This window comes from Ureaplasma canigenitalium ATCC 51252 (assembly GCF_000712165.1).
GTDB lineage: Bacteria > Bacillota_I > Bacilli_A > Mycoplasmatales > Mycoplasmoidaceae > Ureaplasma > Ureaplasma canigenitalium.
The window spans coordinates 194564-214846 of the sequence record NZ_KL544010.1 but is presented as its reverse complement, the minus strand read 5'-3'; the positions used below and the strand labels follow the sequence as shown (position 1 = coordinate 214846).

The following is a 20283-nucleotide window of genomic DNA, read 5'->3' as shown; positions in this document are numbered from 1 at the left end:
GGTAAACATGGAATTCACTTCTAAAAACAATCAAAAATATCATAATGCTAAACAAAGAAATGTTTTTACCAATTTTTATTAGTTAGTTCTAATCTTATATTTATTAGCAATCAATCTTTATAATTTCGAAATCAAAAATTTTTAGACTTTCTTCCACTCTAATCAAAATGTTCTTTTTTATATAATATTAGAAAGGTGGTGAGATGTTGTGACTCCTAACTATGAAAAAATGATGAAAATAAGATTATTAGCTTATTTTTTAAATGATGTTTTCAACGAAAGGGAACTCAATAGTTTTATCCATCAAAAAGAAATTAATTTTTATCATTACAAACTTAAAACTCATTTAAGTCTAAATACTTTAAATACCTTATTAAATATTTATCAAGAAATTGAAGCTTTTTGTTCTAATCCGAAGATTAAAACAAAATATCTAAATGCTTCAATTATAAGAAACTTAATTAACATTGATGACTACAATCTTCTTTATCATAGATGTTCAAAATATAAGAAAAAAAACTTTTATTTTAACATCGTTTCATTCATTAACTTTAATTATTGTTTTAAGTTCTTGAATGATATGGAAATGAGTGAAAACGAATTCAACAATTTTATTAACCAGCAAAAAAAGTTTCTTGATACCATAAAGAAAATTACTAATTGAACTGGAGCATAAAATGAGCAAAAAAACAAACAAAGAAATACTAGAAGTTGCGGTTAAGTTAACCCACAGCTCTGTTGCAATTGAAGGTAATACCCTTTCTCTTAAAGATACTTGAGATTTACTTGTAGATGGTAAGGTAAGTCTCGAGAATCAAAAAAAGATGCGCGAAATATACGAAACTAAAAATTTTTATCAGGCATTGATGTTTATTTTTAATAATCGTGATTTAACAATCAATAACCATTTAATTCTTGATTTACATTCGATAATAATGGAAAATATTATCGAAAATAACGGAAAGTTTAAAACCAATGATAATTATATCAATGGAGAAAATTTTCTTACTTGTCCTAGTAAACTAGTTGATTCCGAACTGAGTAAAATCAATCTTGATTACCAGAACGAAATTAGTAATGCCAGAGATGATTTAACTAAATACTATATCATCCTAAAATACCATGTGAAATTTGAAACCATCCACCCTTTTTCCGATGGAAACGGTCGAACTGGTCGTTTGCTTATGACATTAATGATGATTCAAAACAATTTAGACATCTTATATGTCGATTACAGTACTAAACACTCTTACTTTGATTTGCTAAACAAAGTAAGAGAGAATGAAAATGAAGTTGAAAAACTATTTCAGTTGCTAAAAAAAGTATAATGATAAAGATACCTTGGTAATGTAAAGTGAATTATTTGATCAGTACGATATTTCATCATTAACATACCAATAAGTTATCGAATTGATTAGCAAATGTTAAATGAAACAAAATACTAAAGAGCTATAAAAAAATACGAAATAAAACACCTCAAACTGTTCTGCAATTTGAGATGTCGTGTTTCTTTTTTTTTTTTTTTATCTTTTAAAGAGCTGATACTAATTTAAGAGTTTGTTCTAACTGATTAACCAATTCATTTTGTTGACTTGATGAAAGATCCTTAAATTGTTCTCTAACTTAATCAAAAGTTTTTTTCTTAAAATTTTTAAAAACTATAAAAAAAGGTACAAATATATGAATGAGCTTAACATTTACCCCCTTTTTTTAAGGATTTAGAAAACTTTAACAAATATAAAGTTGTATATTAACACTAGAAATTACTTATTCAAGGAGACTTATAATGAGTAAAAAGCATACTAAAATAGCTCTTACTATTTTATTAACTCCAACAGCGATCCTAGGTGCTTCTTGAGCTTCATTTCTTGTTTATGACCATATAAACTACCAAAACAAGTTTTTATCTAGGCTCGAAAATAATGTTCTTCTTAAAAAACAAGAATTAGACGAAGCTAAAAATAAACTTGATTCACTAAAGAATCAAACTTCTTTATTAAAGGAAGAAAGAAAGTCTCTAATTGCTTCTTTAACCACTAAAGAAGAAGAACTGAGAAACATAAATAACAACCTAGACAAAGCAATTCATGATCGAAATACTGCTATTGAAGAAATAGCTTCATTAGAAAGTGAAAAAAAGAAAAATGAAAAAGTCCTTCAGCAGCTAAATAAGGAACTTGAAAAAGAAATTGAAGAACTAAAAAAAGAAACATCTAGAAAGAGTGATATAGAAAAGAAGGTAAAATCTCTTAAAGATGAAATTGCTTCTTTAAATGAAGCAAAAACAAGAATTGACACAGAAATTGGTAGATTAAACCATAGAATTAGTGAAAAGAAAAAAGAAGAAAAAGAAGCACTTAATGAATATAACGACGCTGTATTAAATAAAGGTAGTGCTGATTCTAAAGTTAGTGAACTAAATACAAAAAAAGAAAATACCGAAAGAGATATTGCTTCTACTAATGAGTTGATAAAAGATAAAGAAGAAGAAAAAGTTAAATTATCTTCTGAACTTAAAACTATTGAAGACGAGTTAGCAAAAATAAAGAAAGAAGAAGTGAAAGTTTCTAATCAACTTGAAGAAACAAAAAAAGAACTTAATGAAAAAGAAGGAGAACTTGCTAATAAAAATAGTTCTCTTGAAAAAGCAAAAGATGAACTACTTAAGCTACAAGGTGAAGTAAAAAGACTTGAAAGTGATATAGAACAAAAAAATAATGAAATTGATAAAAAGGGAAAAGAAAAGGATAAACTTGATGAAGAGATAAAAGAATTAAATCAAGAAAAAGAACAAATATCAAAAGATATAGATGAAAAGAAAAACGATCTTGCTAAAAAAGAAGGATCTGTAGAAGATCTTAATCGTAAAGTTGGAGATCTTACAACTGAAATCTCTAACAAAGAAAATAGAAAAACAATAATAGAAAAAAATTTAACAAAAAAAGAAGAAGAAATAAAAAACTTAGAAACTGAACTAAGCACTAAAAATGAAGAACTTAATAAACTAAATAAAGAACACAAAGAAATCGAAAAAGAAACTAAAAGACTAGAAGAAATAAAGAATACAGCTGAAACTGAAAAAAACAGTGCAGAGTCTGATTTTAATGAAAAAAAGAAAAAACATCAGGAAAAAAAAGATGCCGCTGTTAAAGCAGAAGAAAATTTAAACAAAAGTAAAGAAGAACTCGAAAAGATTAAAAAAGACATTAAGGACAATGAAGATGAACTAGTAAAAATAGACGAAGAATTAGATCGACTTCGTCAAGAAGACCCAGATAATAATCCAGATTTAGAACTTGAAATAGATAAACTAGCTGCTGATAAAAACCATATCGAACAACAATTAGAACATCTAGAAAATTCTAAAAACTTTTGAAAAGGCGAAGTAGAAAGAAATGAAAAAAAGAGTGCTGAAGCTAAAGCGGCCGCTGAGTCCGCTAAAACAGAATTAGATAAAAGTGAAAAAGTACGAGAAGACAAAAATAAAGCTTTTGAAGAAGCTAATACAAATTATGAAAATCAAAAAAAAGTAGAAAACGACCATAATCAAAAAATAGCTAATAAAAAAAGCGAAATAGAATATATTCCAGGAAAATTAGGAAAAGAAAAAGGTAGAAAACAAAGCATTGAAAAAGAACTCGAATCTCTAAATAAGAGTATTGAAGATGATCGTCAAGAACTAACTACAGAAGAAAAAAAACGTGATGATTTGAGAAAAGAAATTGAAGAACTAAAACAAGAACTAAATGGTAAAGAGCAAAAATCAGATGAAATAACTAATGTTTTAAAAACTAAAAGTGAAGAACTTATTTCTATTCAAGAAAACTTAAATGAACTTAATAAAGACAAGAAAAATCTTGAACAAGAACGAGATAGTCACAAGAAACAAGTCGATACTAAAAATGATGAAGTAAATTCACTCAATGAAGAAAAAGAAAGGCTAACAAACACCATAAAAAACCTTAAAGAAAATAAAACTCAAGCAGAAGAACATCTTGAGAATTTAAAAGAGAACATAGAAACTAAAAATATAGAAAAAGACGAAAAAAATGCCGAGATAAACAATAAAATCAATGAAATAGACCAAGAAAAACAACACCTTTCGGATTTAACAACATTAAAATCTGATACCGAAGAAAAATTACAATCCGCTAAGGATGAGGCAGAAGTAAAAGGAAAGATTCTTAAAGATAAAGACAAGGTCCGTCATCAAATAACTAACGAAATTGACTCAATCGAACATAATCTTACCTCCACTTTAGAGCAAGAAAAGGTATTGAATTCAACTTTGAATAAAAAATTAGATGAAAAGGCAAAATCAAACAACACCCTTGATCAACTTAAAGAACGTGTTCATAGTCACGAAGAAAAGAAGAAGGAGATATCAAAAAACATTGAACAAACTCTTAAAAAAGATATGGAAGGACAAGTTAAAATTAACCAACTAAATTCAATACTCCAAACTAAGAATAAACAAATTAATGAATTAAACAAGAACAAGGAAAATGTAAATCAAAAGTTAAATGAAACTAAAAAGTTAATTGAGGAAAGAAACCGTGCTATATCAAGAACTGAAACAGATATAATTAACCAGGAAAAACTACTCATTGACATAAACAGACAAAAAGAAGAAGCTGAGAAAGAATTAAACAGTTAACAAAATAATAAGGTATAAAATCCATTTTCTTCAATAAAAAAAAGTAACTTCGTTGATACGAAGTTACTTTTTTTGCACCTTGCCAGGATTACCCAATTCAATGAACATTTCTTTTTTCTCAGTTAAGTCTATATTCTAATGGATAATTATCCAGGTTCAATTCTCTCTTTCTTGTAAATAATGAGGCGATTGCTCGGTATCTAACTTCATTTCTTCTTTGATGTTGACAAGATTTTTCTTTAAAGGAAATAATTTTTTTTTGGAGTTCATCCTTCACTTCGTAAACAAGAACTTTTCTACCTTTTTCATCTAGCTTTTAAAGTGATAATTTCAATTTTTTATTTTCCGTTCAATTTTTCAGACATATTGGGTTTTTATTAACTCTCTTAGGTTATGTACTAGTTCAACACTCGCTTTTAAAACATCTATTAAAGCTTTTCTTTTTCTAAGATTAGCTAATTCCCTAAGTCATTTACTAAGGGAGTTAACATTGTAAATTCCATTAACTATAAAGAACTTTTTATAATCAAAACCAGTCTTTTCGTATTCTTTAACTAAACGGAATTTAATGTGATTACATTTTCGCGATAGTTTTAAATTTTCAAACCACTCTTCACCGTAATAGTCAATTAACTGAAATTTATATAAAATAAGTTCTTTATTAACTTTAATTGCTCTACAATATCATTAATTTTTAACCCTTTTTTGTGTCTTATATTAACTTAAAAAATCTACTTTTTTCATTTAATAAGTGTCCACTTTTTGGGGTGATCCTAGGTTTAAGTTACTTAAAAATACTAAATAATGAATATGTACATTATTTGTCATCGCTCCTACTAATAAATTCCCTTGGTATACTATATTGATAGATATAATATCTAATATAGGATAAAGGACAAATGTATGGTAAATAATGAACTAACTAAAAATCAAAAAATCATCGATTACCAAAAACGATTGGAAAACATCAGTCGTAAAGATATTAATGATGATCAGAAAAGTTTGATTATCAGCATTCTTGAAAAACTAGATGAAAGAATGCTTGATAATGCATTTTACATGTTAATTAATCGAGTAAAAACTGGTCTAGTCTTCGATATTGCACCAGCTCTCGATCACGAGTCCATCGCACTCTTAAAAAAAGATCAAAAAAGATCTTTCTTTAATAACACTGAGGAAAAAATTGACAACACCCTAGTTATTGGTGAAAACTTCGATGCTCTAAAAAACTTAGTTGTCATCGAAAACGAGAGAGAGAGAGAGAGAGAGAGACATCTAAGTATGATGTAATTTATATTGATCCACCATACAATGTTGATAAATCTAAAACCGAAGGAAATCTCTTAGCTACTGAAAAATGTGAAGTTGAATCAAACCGGTTCATCTATCGTGATAAGTACAGTCGGACTGGTTGACTTAATATGCTCAATGAGCGTTTAAAAATGGTTCCTAAACTCTTAAAGGATGACGGAGTAATTTTTGTTTCAATTAACGATTATGAATATGCTTACCTTAAGGTGATGATGGACGAAATCCTGGGTGAGAATAATTTTGTTTGTCATTTTGTTTGAGAAAAGAAAAATAGTGGTTCTGCTGATGATGCGACCCACATTAAAGTCTTAACGGAATACGTCTTAATGTATGCTTATAACAAAGAAAAGTTAAAAACATCATCGTACATGAGAGATGTAGAAGATGGTTCATATAAGCAAACAGATGAATATGTTGAAACCCGTGGAAAGTATAAGTTGAAACAACTAGATTTTAGTTCTCTTACGTATTCAAAAGATCTTGACTATGAGTTTATTTATGAAGGAATTAAATACTACCCTTCCGGATCTTATGCTAATTGAAAGAAGCGTCATTCTGGTCAACATGCTGGTAAGGATTGACAGTGAAGATGATCAAAAAGTAAACTTGAATGAGGAATTGAAAATGGTTTTGTCGTTTTCAAGGACAATAAAATTTATACTAAGCAATACCAATTTGTAGATCATCGTAATCAGCAGCTTATGAGAACTGCGAAGTATGATAATTTAATCCTCGGACTTCATGGTTCAATCGGGACTGATGAACAGGTTGCTATTTTTGGTACTAAAGTATTTGACCACCCTAAACCAGTTGATTTAATTAAGTTTTTAATTAACCTTCATCCTAATAAAAATGCTCGTGTCCTTGATTTTTATGCTGGTTCTGGAACAACCGGTCATGCGGTACTTGAATTAAATCGTGAGGATGGTGGTAATCGTACTTTTACCCTTGTTACGAATAACGAAAATAAAATCGGTGAAAATGTTTGTTATGAACGTCTTTACCGGGTGAACCAAGGTTTTAGTACTAAAAAAAGCAATAAAATTGAATGAACTAAGTACAACACACCATTCAGAAAAAATTTAAAAGTATTTTCTATTGAATATTATGATATTTCCCTTTTTGATAAGAATAAAACAACCACCGAAAAAATCTATTTAGACTACAATCAATGTCTCATTGATAATGGTCTACTGACCTTAAATAATGACCAAAGTAATGGTAAGAATAACATTAAGTATAATTTAATGTCACTTTATCCAATGAAAAAGCAAGGTGACCAATAATGAAATTATCTACCACCCAACAATGAGCTGTTAATGATTTAGTTTCGTTTTACGATGAAAATAAAAGTTCACAAGTTTATTTTAAAGCACCAACTGGGTCTGGTAAGACCTTTATGATTGCGAATGTCATTAATGAAATTGGTCGATTAAATACAAGTAAACAATTTGTATTTGTGATCGCAACTCTTTCATCTGGTGACCTACCTGCACAGATGGAAAATAACCTTAATCAATACAAACAGTATTTAAGTTATTTTAGGAATAACATCGAAGTTACTCATATTAAATCACCTAGCTTAGTCAGTGCCGATAAGAGTGATACTGACTATAACTTGATAGCTAAACCGAATTGTGTTTATATCTTTGGGAAATCGTCTTTCGGAGCGAACAAGATTCTAACCGAGCAAGGAATACTACATAGTTTTCTTAACCAAATTGAAGAAAAAGGGTACCAACTAATTTACATCAGGGATGAAGCTCACTACGGAGACCAGGTTAAGGTTAATCATAGTAAAAAAGGCTTATTTCACGACTACGATAATGAAGCATTGCAAAATTTATCGCTTTTTGATTTGAATCTTAATTTCGAAGGGATGATGCAGAAGATTGCTCATTTTATAATCAAAATGACCGCTACACCTAAATGTAAAAATATCGAACAAGTAATCATTACCGAAGAAGAGTTGAACAAGGATACCCCACGACTCTTGAAAAGTGAACTTAATCTAAACGTTGGTCTTTCTGGAACTGTTACTGATGCGATGATTCTAGATACTGCTTGTCTTAAATTTAAGGAAATTAAACAAGAGTATAGTAATCCGGTAAAGGAACCAGGTTTAGTTGGAATTCATCCGTGTATGTTAATCCAGGTTGCTAACAAGAAAAAAATGAAGGAAGAAGAATTTTTTAATGAAATTAAAGAGTTACTTCAAGTCATTAAAAAACACCAATTAACCTATGCGGTTCATTTTACTGATAGTGACGAAAAAAAGAGCGATAATAAAGTTTACCCAAGAACCAACACCAAAGAAGACATCTCTTTAAGCTCAATTTCCCGAAATTCATCAGGAGTTGATTGTATTATTTTCAAAATTGGTCCGTCCATTGGATGAAACATTCCACGAGCTTGTATGCTTGTCCAAGTAAGAAATGTTAAATCAATTAATTTGTCAATTCAAACTATTGGTAGAATAAGACGAAACCCGAATCCAGAATTTACCAAAGCAAATCCAAGTTTTGATTACGACAATTCAATAATGAACCAATTTTACTTATACACTCAACATTCACCTAAAAACAAAGATTGGTTTTTTTATCAATTGATTGATGAATTCAGAAATAAGGATTCAAGTGTTAAAAAGTTTCATTATGGAATAATTAATACCAATATTAATCGTGATATCATCGAAAGTGATGCATATATTAAAAAAGTACTCTCCCTTCTTAGTGTTGATTTAATTAGAAAGGAATTATCCTTTTTAAAAAGTGAAAACACGAAGGATGAGAATAAACTTAATACTCTTAAATACTATATTGCTCCAAGACCTGAAATCTATGAATCAGATAATACACTTGATGAACAAAAAAAGGATTCTAGAAAGATTAAGAAAATTAATAATTTAATTACTAATCTATTAGAACTTGATTTATATATCGATGATGTATTAGAAGAAAATAAGATGTATTTTAGCAATCATCTTACACAAGAAATCAATCGCTTCATTAATAGTAATTATAGTGTGATTGCTAAGAATCATCCTTGAATCACAAAGAATCTAATATGATTTTATATCATCAATAACCTTCTCCTTGATATAAGAAGGATATATGTCGAAATTAAAGATTTGTACACTTTGAAAAAAGAAAGACATTTTGAATACACCATCTGTACGGAAAAAAGAAAACTTCCTGATAGTCGGTATCAATATGTTTCTGAATGTAAATTTCATTTTTCAGAAGAATTTACTGAAGAGAAGATGCGGTATGCTTATTACAATACATCAAAGGATAAAAAGAAGCGTTATATTCACTATTTAGATAGTAAGAATGAATTACTTTTTACCCAAAAACTTTTTGATCAATTTAAAATTGAACTTAATCAATTAAAAAATGAATATCCATCATTTGTTAATTTATGAGCAAAGAATCCTCTTCACGGACCCTCGTTCCAGTATTATAAGAGCGAACATCATATCGCAACTTCGTACCCTGATTTTGTCTTTAAATTCAAAGAACACGAACTAATTATTGAAATTAAGGACTATGTCTCAGATTATGATCAAAAGAAGACCGACTCACTTGAGATGGCCTATAAAGGATATATCGAAGATGCATTAAACAATCTAAACCACCGCTTTGACGAACACCACTCATTAACACTACTTCTAATTAAAATCGATAAACAAAAAGGTAGCGAATCCTTAACGGTAACTGGGGGTAGTACAAACGAAAAAATTAATCAAACAATTGAATTATTCAATAAAAATAATCAGCGACATGGCATTAGTTTTTTTATTAAATACTTAGTCGATCTTTTTAAGACACAGTGTGGATTTTATGATTCTAAAACATTAGATGAAAAGAAGGAAAGTGATAAAAATTAAAGGATATTTTTTTTCTATCACCAGGATTACCCATTTTAGTGGGTATTTCCTTTTTCTCAATTAAGTCTATTTTTCTAATGGATAATCATTAAGACTCAATTCTCTCTTTGTTGTAAATAATGAAAAGATTGCTCGGTATCTAACTTCTCTTCTTCTCTCTCACGTTTACAAGTTACTTCTTCATTAAAGGAAATAATTTTTTTGGAGTTCATCCTTCACTTCGTAAATAAGAACTTTTTCTTCAACCTTTTCAATTTAGCTTTTAAAGTGATAATTTCATCTTTATATTTTCCGTTCAATTTTTCAGATTTATTGAGTTTTTTTATTAACTCTCTTGGGTCATTTTTTAGTTCAACACTCATTTTTAAATCATTTATTAAAGTATGCCTTTTTCTAATATTAGAAATTCCCTAAGTCATTTACTAAGGGAGTTATATTGTAAATTCCATTAACTATAAATAACTTTTTATATTCAAAACCAGTCTTTTCGTATTCTTTAATTAGACGGAATTTAATGTGATCTCATTTTCACGATAGTTTTAAATTTCCAGACCATTTTTTACCGTGATAGTCAATTAGCTGAAATTTATATAAAAGAAACTCTTTATTAACCTTAAATTCCTCGACAATATCATCAATTTCTAACCCCTTTTTGTGTGCCTTATAATAAATTAAAAAATCTACTTTTTTCATTTAATAAGTGTCCATTTTTTGGGGTGATCCTAATTCTTAGTTAGAAAGACCGATTTAAATGACTAAAAAAACACATCGATTGGATGTGTTTTTTTAGGGTCAGGTTAGTTTCTAAACATTCTTTGGAGTTAATCTAAGACCATCGTAGACTTCAGCATCCCTTAGGAAACCGTCGCTACCAGAACCGTTAATTAGGTTACCGAAAGTACTATCATTTTTAAGATTCTTTAACTTAATATAAGTACTTGTAGATTCAGTATTAATTGTTTTAGAGTATAGGTCGTTAATTAGTTTATATGCTTGGTCACGTGTATATTGCGGATTATTACCTAGCATATTTTCCTTAATTTGAACAAATACCTTGGTCATAATTGAACGACTAATTTTATCGTTTACATTAGCATTAGTATCATTTGCTGGAGGAGTTTGTGTGTCTGGTGATCTTACTTGTGAAGCTAGACTGAATAAGATTCGAATGTCTTCGTTAATTCTTGTATATTCAACACCTTGATGAGTTCAAAGATAGTTCTTTAAGGTACGATAGAAGTCAAATAAACTAAAACCGGTGTCCTTATCGTTTCTTGAAGGTTCGTTAAATTGATAAGTTTCAGCATATTCCTTAATTAATCGAGTGTATTCTTCAACTCTTTGCAATTGACTATTATCGTATAGGTTTCTATATTTATTTCTAAAACGAGCACTTTCGAGTGTTGCAATCATTGATTTAATCACAGAACGTATCCGGATAGATTGTTGATAACGTCCTAAGATAAAGTCAACTTCGAGACTATAAACTCCGCGGAAGTCGTCTTTCTTCTTTAATTCTTTCTCGAATCATTTAAAGTATTCTTCTTCAGCAAAAACACTAGATTTACCATTTCTACCTTTTGAAGGATAAATTTTAGGTGCATCTTCAAGTAATGCCTTTCTTACACGTTGAAGCACTTTCTCTTTATCTTTTAAAAATTCCTGATGAATTTCGTTTCTTATTTCATTAATTCTTTCGGGTGTACTAGATGTAGCTGTATTATTTAATCTATCCAAGAAATCTTTATAGACAGGGTTAACTATTTGATAATTGATATCTTGCGGATTACTAATTCGTTTAACGATTAATCTATCAAGATAATCACGAGCTTCATACCGTAGTTTTTCAAGTTTTGCTTCTCTTGCAATTAGTTGTAATTCAGATAATGGTACATTATCTGGATGTTTTAAACGAGCAAGATATTTATCTTTTAGTTCTCTTGAAACCGAGTCGTTATGAACAGGGATTTCGTTAACAGCTTTTTGAGCTTCTTCTTTAGCGGCAGCAATATCTGCTTTCCGTTTAGTTATATCGTTTCTAATTTTTGTTATTTCATCCTTCGTATTTGAAGCAGAAAGACGTGCTTTTAAATCCATTTTATCTGCTTCAAGGTGAATTGCTCTTAAATCATTGACAGCGATGTTATATTCTTTAATTTTTTCACTAAGTGCAAGAAGTCCAGTGTCATCGGTTTGTGCAAATTCACGAGTATACTTAACTCTTTGTCCACCATCCGCATTTGATACATTTTCGACAGCATTAAGTACTGGTAGAAGTTGAGATTGGATAGTATTGTTAATGGCTTTTAATCTTGTTTCGACACTACTTTTATCCTTATATTTCTTTCCTTTAATGATGTGATTTTTGATTCTTTGTTTAGTTTGACTTACATCGTTTTGATATTGCGATTCTTTTGGATAATTAAGATTATGATCAACAAATCAATTGTAGTTCTCTTCAAAAGCATCGTTAGTAATTTTCTTAATTTTATTGATTACTTGATCAATGTTTGTTGAATCATATGAACCGCTTTGGATACTATTTAGTTCATTTACTTTTTTATTGTATTCAGTTTGATTATGTTGTTTTAAATTACTTAGATTATTTAAAACATTTTGACTTCCTTTTTTAAACTCACTGATGATTTCATTTACTAAATTATTTTCCTTATAATCCCCAACAGGGAAGGTAGTTGTGTTATCAGTTAAAGTTGATGGAACTGTTTGGTTTAGTCTTGTAAGAAGATTTTCCTTGTCCGAAGATGAAAGTATTCCATCTTGATCATTGATGATATTTTTATATTTTGTTATTCTCTCTTCTCAGTCAGACGGAAGAATACTATCGACATAAGCCGCTGTTGTTGCTTTATTTAGAACTTGATTAAAATATTCAATAGCAGTTTTAGTTTTGTTTGCGACATATGGAATCTTAGTTATTCTGGTTTTAAAAGATGCAATTTTATTCTTAAGATTAGTCATTTCAGTTTTAAGACTATCAAGCGCTTGTTTTGATTTTGCATTAGCCACTTTAGCTTTAAAGTCGTTGATGTTTTTCATTGCATCAGTTGAATTAGGATTTGGATATCCCAGATTATCAATGATATCGTTAATAGCTTTCTTTTCGTCATCAAGTAATTTCTTGTAGTTATTAACTTCAGTTATTAAGTTATTTGCCCCAAGTTGGTTACCATTAGTGTTAAGAACGACAACTTGTCCTAGTTTTGTTTCAAATTCAGTCGCTTTAGGGTCATCTGTATATGCATTTTTAAACTCAGCAACCTTATTTTTTGCTTCAGTTAATTTAGGAATAAATTCATTAATATCTCTTCTTAAACTATCAATTTTTGATCGAATATTAACATCATAGTTTTGTCCACCTGATGGTTTTCCAAGATCATCAAAAATTGGTTTAAAGTGTGCTTTATTTGATTCTGAACCAGTTGTTCCGATTCTATCTAGTAAATGCTTCGCATCAAGGTAGAAACCGGATGTGACACTTCCACCAGATTCCTGTCTTTGACCAAGATATTTAGTAATTTCATCCATTTCTGCTTTTGTCGCATTTGCTGGAGCATGGAGTATGAGTTCAAGTAATGAATCCTTAACTATTTTAGGAATATTATTACTTTCTTGATGGTATTTATGGTGGAATGCATGATTAGCTTTATATTGTTCAACTTCTACATCCACAATATGTTTTACTTCATCCGCATTATTTCTTGTTCTAAGTTTGTGAAGAAGTTGTTCATAGGTACCGAACCGGTTATCAGGATTTTTGCTAGCACTTGATGCGAATCATTGATTTTTATAAGATCGTAGTTCATTTCCCTTATCACCTGTTCAGAATCGATCTAATTGTTCTTTATATGGTTGAATCTTATTCTTAATATTGTTTATATCACTAACACTATTCTTATCTTTTGCATCATTAATAAAATTAACAGAGGCAAGAATATCACCCTTAAACTTCTTAGTTTCAGTATAAAGTGAAACCGCCGCATCAATTAGTTTACCGACTTCGTTTTGCGCTTGGACTGTATTTGCATTAACTAATTTAGTTCTTAGAGTGTTTTTTAACTCGTTTAGAGCTCGGTTAGCTGCTGCAAGGTCAGTAGTATTTTCACCATCACTAGGATAATCAACAATCGCATTTAGTTTATCCGCATTCGTTTTGTAGTTACTTGCTAATTGATGAACATTATTAAGTTTATTAACATCATTCGCTTCAGCAAATAGATTGTTAAACTTGTCAATAGCGGTACCATTTTCACTTGCAGAAATGCTAGAGATGGCTTGTTTAACATTCGTTACTTTTGTATTGATGTCGTTTAATGTAGTCTCTAAATTAGTAATGTTAGTTTGTTTGTTAATAGTATTAACATATTGATTCTTGAAGTGATTTTTTGTTTCAGTTACCTTAGTTTGGTATTGACTTCCTGATGGGTAAGGTAACTTATCAATAAAGTTACCATAGTTTTCTTTACGGGCATCGACAAGGTATTGATCAATCTTATCTACCACTTCATGTTGGTATTGATCAAGGTTCTTAGGAATTTGGATATCGTTAATTTTCTTTTTGTGAGCATCTTTCCTTGTGTTATCAAGATGGTACATTCCATCGAAAGCACTTAGAGCATCTTGTTTTAGACGACTTAGTAGTTCATTTTCAAGTTGACTTAACTTGTAGTCACCATTTCCGTTGTAGTTATCAGGAACAACTTCGTTTAGTTTCTTCAGGAATTCGTTCTTTAAGGTATTATTGTTTTGATATGTCCGTTCGATGATTGTTTTGTATTTGCCAACTTTAGTAATGAAAGCATCATCTAGGACATTCGAAGCACTAGATGCATCGGTTAATCCATTAATCTTTTCTTTAATCTTATTTAATCCGACAGTTGGTTTGCTACTATCGTTTTTGATATATGGAATATTATTTAGTTTACCAACAAGGGTGGTAACACTTGCTTTTAGGTCTTTAACTTTTTTATCTAGATTATCGATGTCAGTTTTATTGTTTTGAAGAGCTTTGACTTGATCTTTCAGATTTTTAATGGAAGCTTGAGCAGTTGAACTGTTTTTATCTGGATAAGGGATTTCATCAATCACTTGTTCAATTTGACGTTTACGAAGGTTAAATTGACTAAGAAGACGACCTTCTTCAATGATTGTATTGATAGCAGCTTGGTCAGCGGCTTGTGCGATTTTTTCTTTTAATGTATTTTTTTCATTAGCATCAAGGTTACTAATGTTGTTGATAGCATCCTTACCTTTAGCACGGATGATAGCAAGGTGGATAGAATCAGCATTTGAAGCATCTTCCATCTTGTTAATTAACTTATTAATTTCATTCTTTTCCGTTTGATCTGCAATGGTTGAAGCTTCTATTTTAAGTTCGTTAATCTTTTTTATAAGTTCGTTAATTTTGCTATATTCTGCATTGGTTTGTTGTTTAGTTGTAGTAGCTTTAATACGGTTCTTGATGTTTTCTTTAGCTTTAGTTGCTTCAGCTGAAGAACGATCCGGATATGGAATGGCATCAACTTTGGCATTAAGGTCTTCGTGGATAGCGTCAATGATTTTCTTGGTAATCTCGTTGAATTTAGTTTCAAGTTGTTCTGGTGTTAGACTATTATCACTATCTGTTCAAACTGGAATTGCTTGTTTTAGTTGTTCTCGACGTTGTGCACTTAAGTTGCTTAAATTATTAATAACAGCTTCAGCAGAACGGATTCGTTTTGTTTCGTAAATTTGTTTCTTGAGTTCGTTTTCATCACCAGTTGGTAGGTGGTCAAGACGGTTCTTTAAAAGAAGGTTTTGGTATGTATCTGGAATTGGATAATCATCCTGTTTTGTGATGAGTTCTTTATATTTTTGAATGCTATTTTTAAGAGATTCAGGAGCAATGTTTTGAATTTCATTTTCTTCTGTAGCATTATCTAAAAGATTATTTAAATGTCTTCGTCCAGGAGTGTCGTTTTCAGTAAATGGAAGATCAGCAATCCGTTTCTTAGCATTTTCAATAGCAGCTTTCAGTTTCTTTAGATTATCAACTTGTGTTTTGAAACTATTGTCTTCAATTTTGTTCGCACTTACAACCCCTGCTTTGAGCATTTGTTTAGCACGACCGTGATCACTTGGGTAAGGTAACTTGTCGATGAATTTATTAAGGTGTTGAGCACGTGCTTTTTCAAGAACATTAAGTTTATCTTGGTAGGTATTAGCAGATTCAACTTCTTTTTTAAGTTGTTCTTGTTCTTCGTGGGTAAGTTCATCGAGTGTAGCTATTTTTGTGCTTATTTCAACATTTTCATTTTCTTTTAATGACTTGATTGAGTTTTCAAGTTTTGTGAAGTCAGCATCCTCTGAAGCACTTGATAATTCAGTGTTTGCTGTTTCAATATCTTTTGGAGATAATTTAGAAATTTCAGTACGTGCATGACTTATCTTTTCTGATAAGTTATTAATTACTTCATTGAAATTTTCAAGGGTAGCAGTATCTGCACTTTCAATTTTTTGCTTTAGTTTTGTTTTAGCAGGGGCTTCTCCACCAGTACTTGGAATCGGATAGTTAAGACCGTCTACTTGTTCCTTTAATCTTCGTTGTAAATCTTGTTTATATTCATGTTCGTTTTGACTCTTGGCCTTTTCTATATTTAACTTTAAGTTAGTAAAGTCATCATCAGTAACTGCACGATTTAGTTGATCATTAAGGTCTTTAGTTCGTTTTCCATCTTTGTCTTGACCTGATGACGAAACAGCATTAATAAGAGATTTTGCTTCTTTGATTTTTTCCGGCAACCCTTTAATTAAATTTTCAACATCGCTAATGTTATGTTCTGTCGCATCTTCAATTTGACGATTAAGTTTACGGTTTGCTGAAGTATTAGGTTTGTTTGGATAATCAAGTTCACTTGCTTGTTTCTTTAACTTCGCTTTTCTAATGTAAAGTTTAGTGTCATTAATACCAGCGTCGTCCATATCGCGAGCAAGTTGTTTTGCAAGTTCTTTTTTAGTTTGGTCAAGTTCAAGGACATCCTTGTCTGTTAATCCTTCGATTTCGTTCTTTAGATTAGCCAGTTTTTCCTTTAATCCGTCAATTTCATTCTTCTTATTTTCAACTTGATCTTTTGCAATCCCATCAATAGATGTCTTTAGATTATTGATTGTTTCATCAATGATCTTTTTAACTTCCGGATCATTAGCAAGAGCATAGTCGTTTGGAGTGATAACCTTCTTTATCTGTTCAATCTTTTCAAGGAGAATTGCTTTATCGATAATGCGGTCAATTTCATCGGATGTAAGAGCATTATCAATTTCCGTTTTTAGTTCATTTTGTTGCTCAGTAGTTAATCCTGTTAGACCATCAATGACTTTTTTCTTGTCATCTTTATTTTTACTTAAAGCATTCTTTATTGCTGTATCGAGATTGCTAAATTCTTCATCAGTGTTCGCACTGTTAAGAAGGTTATTAAGTTGTTCTTGTTTATCCTTTGGAAGTTTTTCAATTTTCCCTTTTGCATCATTAATTTTCTTCGCAAGACCGGTATTTGGATCAGTAATTTTATTTTTAAGTTCGTTGATAAAACTTAGGTCAGTACTATCCTTGTATAAGTTCTTGATTTCAGTCTTAGCACTTGCGTTACTATCAGGATAAGGTAAACTGTCTACAATCCCATCAAGAAGTGATTTAAGTTGTTTTAAATCATCAACCTGCTTTTCGTTTTTCGCTTCGTTGATGATTTTTTCAACATCAGTTATCTCATATGCTTTGTTTAGTTTATCCTGCAGTGCAGTTTGTTTGTCAACAGCAACATTGTTGATGGCATCAATTGCTTCATCAACTTTGTTTGAAAGTTCATCAAGTTTCTTCTTAAATGCTTCAACTTTTTCTTTGGAGTCAATTTTATTTTCGTCTTCAGTGTATATTTGACGAATTAATTCAGTCACCGCAGTACTTGATGGGCCACCAGGATAGTTAATTGCTCTTGCTTTTTCTTCCAATCCCTTCTTTTCGACAAGAATTTTGGTTTGTTCAACAATGTCGAGCATTTTCATGTAGCTATCTGTTTTAGGATCATCAACTAGTTTTTTAAGTTTATCGATTTCCTCAAAACTTAGTTTCTGATTACCAGCCCCCTCGATTAGGTGTTTGATGTTATCCTTGTCACGACTAAGAAGGTTATTTAAAGCTTCATCTAATTCAGGGAATGAACGGTTTGGATAATTAATATCACGATTAAGAAGGAATGTAGCATCAAGTTGTTCGTTTGCTGTTTTTCCTGAATCAGGACTTAGTTTTTTGATTTTTTCCTTCGCTTCGTTAATCTTCAAAATAAAAGTAGGAAGGTCTTGACCGATTCTTACTTTTGCTAGTTCGTATTGTTCTTGTTTTGATAGTGAAGCATCACTTCTTATCTCACTAACCTTCTTAACAAGTTCGGAGATGGCAGTCGCTTGTTCCCCACCTGGATATGGAAGTTTTTTAATTTGATCAACAAGGTGATCAAGTTGTTCATCGTACTGGTTATTTTTCACATCATCAATTTGTGAAGCAAGATCCTTTAATTTATTCTTAATTAAAGGATCGTCGATTGGTAATTGACTTATTTTGTCGTATAGTTCCTGTTTTTTGTCTTGATCAATTAAATCATCCAGTTTTAAAGCTAGTTTTAGCTTTTCTTCGACAATTAACACCTGACCAACACTAGATGCTTTTTCGACTTGATTTTTTAGACTTTCTTTAATCTTTTCATCACTGAGTTGTTGGTCAATTTCATTGTTAATGTCTTTTTTAAAATTATTAATAATATCGTGAGCTTTGTTCACTGCATTCTCGATATCAGTTTGGTTAGCATTTTCATTGTTGATTAAATCTACAATGTCTTTTAATTTTTCACTACCTTCAAGAATTTTATTAACTTCAGGAAGTGCTTCTTTTTTAATATCATCGAGAACCTTTTTCGCTTCATCCTTTATGTGCTTGATATTTGATTCACTAAGGTCCTTTTGTTCGAGTTGTTTGATTAAGTTATTTTTCTTTTCCGTATTATCTTTTAGTTTATTAATTTGAGCGAGAGCATCAGTTTTCTTATTATTTAGATATTGATCAATTTGATTGCTAATGTCGATATACTCTTGTTCTGACAATCCATCCTTATTTAATTTGTTTGCAAAATCATCTTTCGTTTCACCATCAGAAAGAAGGTTGAGTTTTTCCTCTACTTGTCTTTTTGCTTCAGCTAGTGCTTCCTTGATTAAATCAGTTGCTCTTTTTAAATCGGAAGAAGATGCATCAGGATTGTTAATAATCGCTCTTATTTCCTCTTTCTTCTGGTTAGTATCAGAAAGAAGGTCAAGAAGTTTTAGGACTTCGTCTTTCTTTGGATTCAAAATCTTATCAGATTCATCGATCAGATTTTTCAAACGTTCCATATTTTGACTTAAAATATCAAGAGCGTTTCGAATAGTTTCGTCTTTGATGTTTTTGTTCTTACCGAGAAGATTATTTGCTTTAGTATATGTTTCTTTTGCGTGATTAAGGTAATCCCGGTTGGAGATATCCTTTTTTAAGTTATCATAGTCATTGACAACAACTAAGCTTAAGTCGTTAATCTCTTTAAGAAGATTATTATCAGTCAAACTAAAATAACGGTAAAGCAAATATCCTGCTGCGGAAGCGGCTGCAATACTTGAAACGGTCATTAATGTGGCAATAAGTTTTTTCTTTTTTGGTTTCATACTAAAATCTCTCCAACGATTTTGATAATTGGTGCTTTTTAGGTAGCTTTATTAGTTATTTTTGACACATATAAGCTGTCTTTATTATACAATCCCGCTCTTTTTTTTTTTTTTTGTATTTCTAAATTTTTTTTCTTATATAATTTAAAAACATTTTTTTACTTTGATTTTTGATAAAGGAGTTTGTATGAAAAATACAAATCAAAAGAATAAAAAAGGACGAATAGCCGCCATTTCGGTCATCGCCTTACTGGTCGTTGGTGCGATTGCTGCGGGGGTCGCAATTCCTCTCGCTCAACAAAAAGGAAATAGAAAAATTGGTCAAAATACTCAACCAGGTTCTGACCATTTAGGGGACACGAGTAAACCAAATACAAAACCGGAAATGAAACCGGAAATGAAGGATGATGGAAAAACAGAACAAAAACCATCAAATCCTAATGGCGGAAATCACGGGGGGGGGAATCTTCTACACCTATTACCTTTAAACCTAATGCAGTTCTTCACAGTGCACGCTTTAACTCATTAATTTTCGATGTTTCAAATTTAAATGATAAGGAACACCACGGGAAAGAGGTAGAAGTTAAACTAGTTGATAAAAAGACTGGTAAAGAAAAAGAAACTAAGACCTTCACTATTAATAATGACAGCACTCAACTTACATTTAGTGGGTTAAATGAAAATAGTG

General features: G+C 30.5%; 10 protein-coding genes. 7 read left to right on the top strand and 3 right to left on the bottom strand.

Annotated features, from left to right (window positions below; all coding sequences use genetic code 4):
* Positions 1–208: 208 nt before the first annotated feature.
* The 6 genes from T416_RS0102885 to T416_RS0102860 all read left to right on the top strand — a co-directional run bounded on the left by T416_RS0102885 (position 209) and on the right by T416_RS0102860 (position 9857).
* Positions 209–676, top strand: a complete 468-nt coding sequence (locus T416_RS0102885; RefSeq protein WP_031489313.1) for a hypothetical protein — start codon at positions 209–211, stop codon at positions 674–676.
* 1 nt (position 677) lies between these two features.
* Complete coding sequence (locus T416_RS0102880; RefSeq protein WP_051675987.1) at positions 678–1328, top strand: Fic family protein; 651 nt, start codon at positions 678–680, stop codon at positions 1326–1328.
* A gap of 458 nt (positions 1329–1786) precedes the next feature.
* Positions 1787–4657, top strand: coding sequence for a hypothetical protein (locus tag T416_RS0102875; protein ID WP_031489311.1), 2871 nt, complete (start codon positions 1787–1789; stop codon positions 4655–4657).
* A 903-nt stretch (positions 4658–5560) separates the two neighbouring features.
* Positions 5561–5947: a hypothetical protein gene (locus T416_RS04015; protein ID WP_031489310.1), complete on the top strand. Its 387-nt coding sequence runs from the start codon at positions 5561–5563 to the stop codon at positions 5945–5947.
* On the top strand, positions 5947–7254 hold the full coding sequence (locus T416_RS0102865; protein ID WP_318023710.1) for a site-specific DNA-methyltransferase: 1308 nt from the start codon (positions 5947–5949) through the stop codon (positions 7252–7254). The genes T416_RS04015 and T416_RS0102865 overlap by 1 nt, the downstream gene beginning before the upstream one ends.
* Positions 7254–9857 carry a DEAD/DEAH box helicase family protein gene (locus T416_RS0102860; protein WP_031489308.1) on the top strand — a complete coding sequence of 868 codons (2604 nt, stop codon included), beginning with the start codon at positions 7254–7256 and terminating at the stop codon, positions 9855–9857. The genes T416_RS0102865 and T416_RS0102860 overlap by 1 nt, the downstream gene beginning before the upstream one ends.
* 74 nt (positions 9858–9931) lie before the next feature.
* Here the strand turns inward: T416_RS0102860 and T416_RS0102855 are convergent, their stop codons facing one another.
* From T416_RS0102855 to T416_RS0102845, 3 genes are all read right to left on the bottom strand, one after another.
* On the bottom strand, positions 9932–10219 hold the full coding sequence (locus tag T416_RS0102855; RefSeq protein ID WP_031489307.1) for a hypothetical protein: 288 nt from the start codon (positions 10217–10219) through the stop codon (positions 9932–9934).
* Positions 10220–10256: 37 nt separating this feature from the next.
* Entirely contained in the window at positions 10257–10550 is a 294-nt protein-coding gene (locus tag T416_RS0102850; protein ID WP_031489306.1) for a hypothetical protein, read from the bottom strand.
* A gap of 111 nt (positions 10551–10661) precedes the next feature.
* Positions 10662–19595, bottom strand: coding sequence for a GA module-containing protein (locus T416_RS0102845; protein ID WP_031489305.1), 8934 nt, complete (start codon positions 19593–19595; stop codon positions 10662–10664).
* A 187-nt stretch (positions 19596–19782) separates the two neighbouring features.
* Between T416_RS0102845 and T416_RS0102840 the strand changes: the two genes are divergently transcribed.
* Complete coding sequence (locus T416_RS0102840) at positions 19783–20124, top strand: hypothetical protein (protein WP_031489304.1); 342 nt, start codon at positions 19783–19785, stop codon at positions 20122–20124.
* The last annotated feature ends 159 nt before the right edge of the window (positions 20125–20283 follow it).